This is a genomic window from Collinsella sp. CLA-AA-H167 (assembly GCF_040095305.1).
Taxonomy (GTDB): Bacteria; Actinomycetota; Coriobacteriia; order Coriobacteriales; family Coriobacteriaceae; genus Collinsella.
Map to the genome: position 1 here is coordinate 187,343 of NZ_JBBNGA010000002.1, position 7,442 is coordinate 194,784.

Here is a 7,442-nt window from a genome sequence, read left to right on the forward strand (position 1 = left end):
CTCCGTGTAAACTAAAGCCCGTAAACGTTCAGTAAACACCTTGTTTACAAAAGCGTATCCAAGGGTCCGGCAACCGTAAGGGGTTATAGTCGCCGGGCCAAAGGCGTGCCTAAGCCCAAGGGGGCTGGCACACGAAGATATGGGGAGGGGTCCCATGGCAGTAGATAACAAGCAGATTGCCACCGATGTCCTCGAGCTCGTGGGCGGTGCGGAGAATGTTTCCGTTGCCACCAACTGCATGACGCGCCTGCGTCTGACGCTCAAGGATAACAGCAAGGCCGACGTGGAGAAGATTAAGAAGGTCAAGGGTGTTCTGGGTTGCCAGTTTGCCGGCAGCCAGCTCCAGGTCATCATCGGCCAGAACGTGCCCAAGGTACTCGCCGAGTTCGTCGCCATTTCCGGCGTCAAGCAGGGTGAGGCCGTTGACGAGAACCTCGATGCTCCCAAGGAGAAGTTCGAGCTCAAGAACCTGCCTAACATCATCCTCGACTATCTGTCCGGCTCCATGACCCAGCTCATCCCGCTGCTCATGGCTGGCGGTCTGTTCCGCACCATCGCGGCCGTCCTCGGCCCCACCATGCTCGGTGTGCTCTCGGCCGACGACCCGACCTATACGTTCCTCTACACCACGCTGTACGAGGCAACGTTTACCTTTATCCCCATCTACCTGGGCTATGCCGCCGCTAAGAAGCTCGGCGCCTCTCCGGTTCTGGGCATGCTCCTCGGCGGCGCTCTCATGGCCCCGTCCGTCGTGAGTGTCGCGACTCAGGAGGGTGGCGGCATCATCTCCGTCTACGGCATCCAGATCGCCGCTGCCAACTATCAGCAGTCCGTCCTGCCGATTATCCTTTCGGTGCCTGTCCTCTACTTCGTCGAGAAGTTCTTTAAGAAGGTCATGCCCGACGTGCTCTCCACGGTCTTCACGCCGTTCTGCACCATGATCGTTACCATCCCCATCGCCTTCATCGTCCTCGCCCCCATCGGCAACGAGATCGGTACGCTGATCGCTAACGCGCTCTTCGGCCTTGCTGACCTTGGCGGCATCGGTATCCTGATCGTCATGGCCGTCCTCGGCGCCTTCTGGCAGCTCTTCGTGGTCTGCGGCATGCACATGCCCGTCATCCTGCTCGCTCAGGTTCAGATCATCGCTGCCGGCTACGATCCCTTCGTCTTCGTTTCCACCAACTGCGCTATGGCCGCTGTCTGGGGCTGCGCCTTCGGTGCCTTCCTCAAGATGAAGAACCCCGACGAGAAGTCCCTTGCCATCGGCTACGTCATCTCCGCTATCGCCGGCGGCGTCACCGAGCCCGCGCTCTTCGGTATCCTCATGCGCTTCCGTCGTACCATGTTCGGCATGTTCATCGGCGGTGCCATCGGCGCTGTGTTCTCCGGCCTCATGGGCGTCACCTACTACCTCGCAGGCGGTGCTTCCAACTTCCTGGTCTTCACCAACTACCTGCAGGGTGGCCAGATGAACACCGTCTGGGCTATCGTTGGTATGGCAATCTCCTTTGTCATCGCCGCTGCCGTTGTCTTTGTCTCCGGCTTCTCCAAGGAGGAGCTCGCCGAGATGGAGGCCTAAGGCCAAGCCATTCGGTCACATATGACCTCACCTACACGACAGGGCCCCGTCAGGCGTAAGCCCGGCGGGGCCCTTCTTGCAAGGTAGACTGATGGGGCGGGTGAGCTTCGCCCGCGAGGGTTTGCCAAGCGGCGGAGGCTTTCGCGCGGGGTTATCGCGAAAGCCCCCGGCGGTTCGCAAATCCTTTATCAAACGAAAGGACACGCAGATGAGTTTGGGAAAGCTGACCGTCAACGGTCGTGAGGACGGGTTTCTCTGCGACGGCAAGCCGTTCTTTTGGTTTGCCGACACGTGCTGGAGCGCATTCACGAGTATCACCGAGGCGGACTGGGACTACTATCTGACCCGCCGCGCCGAGCAGGGCATGAACGTGCTGCAGGTCAATACCCTGCCGCAGTGGGACCGCTGCCTGCCCGACCTGGGCATCTGGCCCTACGCGAGCGAGGACGGCGTGCACTTTGACTGGAGCGCGCCCAACCAGGAATACTGGGACCGCGCCCGCCGCATGTGCCAGGCGGCCGTGGAGCACGGCATTCGCCCGGCGCTCGTGCTTATGTGGTGCAACTACGTGCCCGGTACCTGGGGTGCCAAGATCGCCGAGCGTTGCGGCGCCGAGGTTATGCCGCGTGAGGAGGTCCGTGCCCACGTTGCCCGCGTCGTCGAGAACCTGGGCGAGTTCGACCCCGTCTACGTAGTGACGGGCGATACCGACTTTGCCGGTGACGAGGCGATCGTCTATTACGAGGACGCGCTCGACGAGGTCGTCAAGCGCGCGCCCGAGGCACTGCGCACCATGCATATCAACCGCGGCAATCGTACCATTCCGGCGCAGTATCTGGGCCGTCTGGACTTTTACATGTTCCAGCCCGGCCACAACTACGAGGGCCAGCCCGAGGCATGGCGTCTGCCGCAGGACTTTATCGCCAACTATCCCAAAAAGCCGATGGTCAACTCCGAGCCTTGCTACGAGCAGATGGGTGCGTCGCGCAACGTCTACTGGCGTTTTACCGCGCAGGATTGCCGCGCGAGCGTATGGTCGTCGATTCTTGCCGGCGCCAGTGCCGGCGTGACCTATGGCGCGCACGGCGTTTGGAACTGGCAGACATCGCGCAGCCAGGGTTCGGTCCTGGGCGAGGGCTTTGACATGCCCTTCCGCTGGCAAGAGTGCCTGCAGTTTGCGGGTGTGTGGGACTTTGGCGCGATCGAGCATGTGCTTGCCAGCCTAGGCGCTACTGCCGGTGACGATGCGCTTGCCGTGGTTCCGGCGCAGGAGCTGCTCGATGACGCGCGCGAGGCCATCCGTGTGGCGCGCGTTGGCGATCGCGTCGTCACGTACCTGCCGCGCACCACGGCGCTCAAGTTTAAGCTCGACGGCGCGCGTGGCTGGACGGCGACGGTCCTCGACATGGAGGACAAGCGCATCGCAAAACTGCCCGTCCGTGACAACGGTGACGGCACCGTGCGCGTGGCGCAGCATCCCTTTGAGCACGACGCTCTGGTGATCCTGACACCCGAGCGCTAACGGCTCTTCTCCAACATTTACAACCCAGTCCCTTTCATAAGGCTGCGACGGAATGGTTCCTGCATGACGGCTTTAAGCTGTCAAGGGGAGCCATTCCGCCGCACTCATTGGGGACGTACTTAAATGAGTGGTTTAACTTGAGACGGGACTTTTTGATCGCCTGATGGGTCGCGCGCCACGATTCGGGCGTCACAGCAGCTCGCCGTGGCGGGCAATGTAGCGGCGCTTTGCCAGCTGAGTGAGCGCGATGTAGGCGGTGACGATGCCGATGAGCAGCGCGAAGAAGCTCGCCGGCAGCGGCAAGAGGCCGAGCGCATCGGCGATGGGGCTTGCCGGCAGCCAGGTGACGAGCGCCAGGCCCAGTACGGTGAGAACGCACAGCGCGGGCGCGGCGTGGTCGCGCGGGCTCGGCAGGCGCGGGGAGCGCAGCATGTGGATCACGAGCGTCTGCGACCACATGGACTCGACAAACCAGCCGCTCTGGAAGAGCGCCACAAAGGCCGCCATGCCTGCGGCGTTGCCCGTCCCGGCGAGCTCGGACCAGCTTGCGCCTACGGTGGCAGGGCACACCACAAAGAAGAGCGCGGCGAAGGTTACGATGTCAAACAGCGAGCTCACGGGACCCAACTCGAGCATAAAGCCCTTAATGGACGCGGCGTCCCAGGCGCGCGGACGGGCGGTCCAGGCGTCATCGACGGTGTCCCACGGCAGCGCGATACACACGATCTCGTAGACCAGCGACAGCAACACCAGCTGCAGGGCGCTCATGGGCAAAAACGGCAGGAACAGGCTCGCGACGGTCACGGACAGTACGTTGCCAAAGTTGGAGCTCACCGTGGTCTTGAGGTACTTGAGCAGGTTGCCGTAGGTGCGGCGGCCTTCGATGATGCCGCGCTCGAGCACACCCAGGTCCTTCTGAAGCAAGATGATATCGGCGGATTCCTTGGCGATGTCGACGGCCGAATCGACCGAGATGCCGCAGTCGCTCGCGCGCATGGCGGCGGCGTCGTTGATGCCGTCGCCCATAAAGCCCACGGTGTGGCCGAGCAGCTCGCGCATGACGCGCACCAGACGCGCCTTCTGCAGCGGCGAGAGCTTGGCGAAGAGGTGGGTGTGCTCGGCGCGCTCGGCAAGCTCGGCGTCATCGAGCGCATCGATCTCGGAGCCCAGCAAGACATTGCTCGCGTCGATACCGATCTGCTCGCAGACGGTGGCGGCGACGCGATCGTTGTCGCCGGTCAGGACCTTGACCGCCACGCCCTTGGCCTCGAGGGTGGCGACGGCGCCCGCGGCACTCGCCTTGGGCGGATCGAGGAAGGCCAAAAAGCCCATCAGCACCATGTCGCACTCGTCGGCGATGCCAAACTCGCCCACGCAGCGCGGATTGGTCTTCTGCGCCACGGCAATCACGCGCAGGCCCTCGGCGTTAAGTCCGGCGACCTGCTTTCGAATCTGGGCGAGCCTCTCGTCGGTGAGCGGCAGAGCGATGCCATCGACCTCGACAAAGGAGCAGATCTCGAGCATTTCCTCGGCAGCGCCCTTGGTAACCATCTGGGTTTTGCCTTGGGCGTCGGCGACAACTACGCTCAGGCGACGGCGCGAGAAATCGAAGGGCACCTCGTCGACCTTGGTATAGCGGTCGCGCAGGCTCTGGCCCAGCATGGAATCGGGCACGACGGTCGAGGGCGTCACATCGGCACAGTCGATGACGGCCAGGTCGATAAGGTTTTTGAGGCCGGTCTGGAAGAAGCTGTTCAAAAACGCATGGCGCAGCACGCGTGCATCCTCGTTGCCGTCGGTGTTGAGGTAGCGCTCGAGCACGATGCGGTCCTCGGTGAGGGTGCCGGTCTTGTCGCAGCACAGGACGTCCATCGCGCCGAGGTTTTGGATCGCCGGCAGTTCCTTGACGATAACCTGGCGACGGGCGAGGTCCTTGGCGCCCTGCGACAGGCTCGTGGTCACGATGACGGGAAGCATCTGCGGCGTGATGCCCACGGCCACGCTCGTGGCGAACAACAGCGCATCGATGACGTTGCCCTTGGTGGCGGCGTTGATGGCAAAGACCGCCGGCGCCATAACGAGCATGAGGCGCACGAGCAGCATGGAGACGCTCGAGACGCCGCGGTCAAACGCGCTCTTCTCGCCGCGCCCGTTGAGCATCTTGGCGATGCCGCCCAGGTATGTGTCCGAGCCGGTGGCAACGACGAGTGCCATGGCGGTGCCGTTTTGCACGGAGGTGCCGGTAAAGACGATGTTCTTGCAGGCAGACAGCGGCAACGCGGAGCTGTCGGCGCCCTCAATGACAGCTGCGGCAGAGGTCTTCTCGACGGCCTCGCTCTCGCCCGTGAGCGCGGACTCGATCACAAACAGGTCGCGCGCGGTGATGATGCGGGCATCGGCCGGCACCATATCGCCGGCAGAGAGACGGATCACATCGCCGGGGACGAGCTCGTCGAAGGGGATTTCGAGGCGCTCGTCGTCGCGCAGGGCGCAGCAGGTGTTAGAGACCAGGTCCTTGAGGGCCTCGGCCGCATTGCCGCTGCGGGCTTCCTGGATAAACTTCATGCCGCCCGATACCAGCAACATGATGCCGATGACGATGACCGTGGAGGGGTCGCGCTGCGGCTCGGGCACGGCGAGCACGTCGATGTAGAGCGAGACCAGCGCGAGCGCGGCGAGGATGCCGGCGAAGGGGTCAACGAATGCGTCGGCGATGCGGCGCACAAGCGTCTTGGTCGGCGCCTCGATGGTGTTGGGGCCGACGGCGTTCAGGCGCTCGGCGGCATGCTCGGCAGTGAGTCCGTCGGCCGTGGCGTCGAGCAGCACGAGGGCGTCCTCGGCGCTATGGGTGGCGGCGAATATGATGTTCTTGGACATGCCGGCGCGAGCGGCGGGGCGCGCCGTGCGGCGGCGCTTGGAGATGGCTTCGAGTACCGTGGCGGTTTTGAGCATCAGCATAGGGTCCTCCTTGTTGAAGGGAGTTAGCGTACGTGTCGTATTTGCTTCAAAAAACCTAGATGTCGCTCACGTCATGCTTTCAAACCACCACAAAGGGACAGGCACCTTTGTGGTGGTTTTGACGATCGGTTAGTGGCGCTTATGCGTGCGCGGAATCCTCGCGGCGTGCCGAGGGCGACATGCAGGTTTTTCGACTATGGCTGCCTTCCATGGCACACCCCCTTAAGGCCGGGCGCGGCGCGCTTTGGGTATCTCGTACCCGTTTTAATCCGCCCGTATTTTTGATGAGGGGGTTTGCCGTGTCAACCCCTTTGTTTGGAAAACCATTGCCCCTGACAAAGCCTTTACAGAATGCTGAGGCCCCAAAGCGCGCCCGCAACGCGCCTTGCCTGCGCTAAACTGGAAGACACGTACGCGATTACGAGAGGAGCCCGCATGGAGGCTTACAAGCAAGAGTTCATCAAGTTTATGGTCGAGTCCGATGTTCTTAAGTTCGGCAGCTTTACGCTCAAGAGCGGCCGTCAGTCCCCGTTCTTTATGAACGCCGGCGCTTACGTGACGGGCTATCAGCTCAAGAAGCTGGGCGAGTATTACGCCCAGGCCATTCACGATAACTTTGGCGACGACTTCGACGTGCTGTTTGGACCGGCCTACAAGGGCATTCCGCTGGCCGTCGTGACCGCCATTGCCTACCACGAGCTGTACGGCAAGGAGGTCAAGTACTGCTGTGACCGCAAGGAGGCCAAGGACCACGGTGCCGACAAGGGCAACCTTTTGGGCTATGAGCCCCAGGACGGCGACCGCGTGATTATGGTCGAGGATGTCACCACCTCCGGCAAGTCCATCGACGAGACCTACCCCAAGGTCAAGGCTGCTGCCGATGTCGAGATCAAGGGCCTTATCGTTTCCCTCAACCGCATGGAGGTCGGCAAGGGTGGCGTGACCACCGCGCAGAAGGAGATCGAGGCCAAGTACGGTTTCCCCGTCGCGAGCATCGTCTCCATGGCCGAGGTCGTCGAGACCCTCTACAACCACGAGATCGACGGCAAGGTCGTCATCGATGACGAGCTCAAGGCCGCTATCGACGCCTACTACGAGCAGTACGGAGTTAAGTAGGTTACGGCGTTTTACCAAACGCCGTAACCGGCCGACGCTGCGCGGGCCGCATTTGGACAATCTGACGTTCAACTTCAAGGGCGCGACCAGAAGGTCAGCGCCCTTTCGTTTCACGTCACCTTGTCTCAAATGCGGCCCGCTCGCTCATATGACCCAATCCACTGTCAAGGGCCACAATGGCCCCGCCGACCGCTTGCAATCGATCGGCGGGGCCTGCCGTTAAACCCGTCCCGGTCCGCCCCCGGCATGTCATCGACGCCTTCG

The 7,442-nt window shown here is 62.4% G+C and carries 4 protein-coding genes; 3 read left to right on the forward strand and 1 reads right to left on the reverse strand.

From position 1 onward, the window contains the following. Positions 1-154: 154 nt before the first annotated feature. Both AAAT03_RS02940 and AAAT03_RS02945 read left to right on the forward strand, forming a co-directional pair. Complete coding sequence (locus tag AAAT03_RS02940) at positions 155-1,582, forward strand: PTS transporter subunit EIIC (protein WP_253056935.1); 1,428 nt, start codon at positions 155-157, stop codon at positions 1,580-1,582. A 208-nt stretch (positions 1,583-1,790) separates the two neighbouring features. Further along, a complete protein-coding gene (locus tag AAAT03_RS02945; RefSeq protein WP_117839938.1) occupies positions 1,791-3,104 on the forward strand; it encodes a DUF4038 domain-containing protein in 1,314 nt (437 codons plus the stop codon). A 189-nt stretch (positions 3,105-3,293) separates the two neighbouring features. Here the strand turns inward: AAAT03_RS02945 and mgtA are convergent, their stop codons facing one another. Further along, on the reverse strand, positions 3,294-6,062 hold the full coding sequence (gene mgtA, locus AAAT03_RS02950) for a magnesium-translocating P-type ATPase (protein ID WP_349102554.1): 2,769 nt from the start codon (positions 6,060-6,062) through the stop codon (positions 3,294-3,296). Between the two features lie 435 nt (positions 6,063-6,497). Here mgtA and pyrE point away from each other — a divergent pair, with 435 nt between their 5' ends. After that, positions 6,498-7,178: an orotate phosphoribosyltransferase gene (gene pyrE / locus AAAT03_RS02955; RefSeq protein WP_117839940.1), complete on the forward strand. Its 681-nt coding sequence runs from the start codon at positions 6,498-6,500 to the stop codon at positions 7,176-7,178. The last annotated feature ends 264 nt before the right edge of the window (positions 7,179-7,442 follow it).

Bases quoted from the DNA above. Each gene is read 5' to 3' on its own strand.
- AAAT03_RS02940 (WP_253056935.1), top strand. From the start codon at position 155: ATGGCAGTAGATAACAAGCAGATTGCCACCGATGTCCTCGAGCTCGTG.
- AAAT03_RS02945 (WP_117839938.1), top strand. From the start codon at position 1,791: ATGAGTTTGGGAAAGCTGACCGTCAACGGTCGTGAGGACGGGTTTCTC.
- mgtA (WP_349102554.1), bottom strand. From the start codon at position 6,062: ATGCTGATGCTCAAAACCGCCACGGTACTCGAAGCCATCTCCAAGCGC.
- pyrE (WP_117839940.1), top strand. From the start codon at position 6,498: ATGGAGGCTTACAAGCAAGAGTTCATCAAGTTTATGGTCGAGTCCGAT.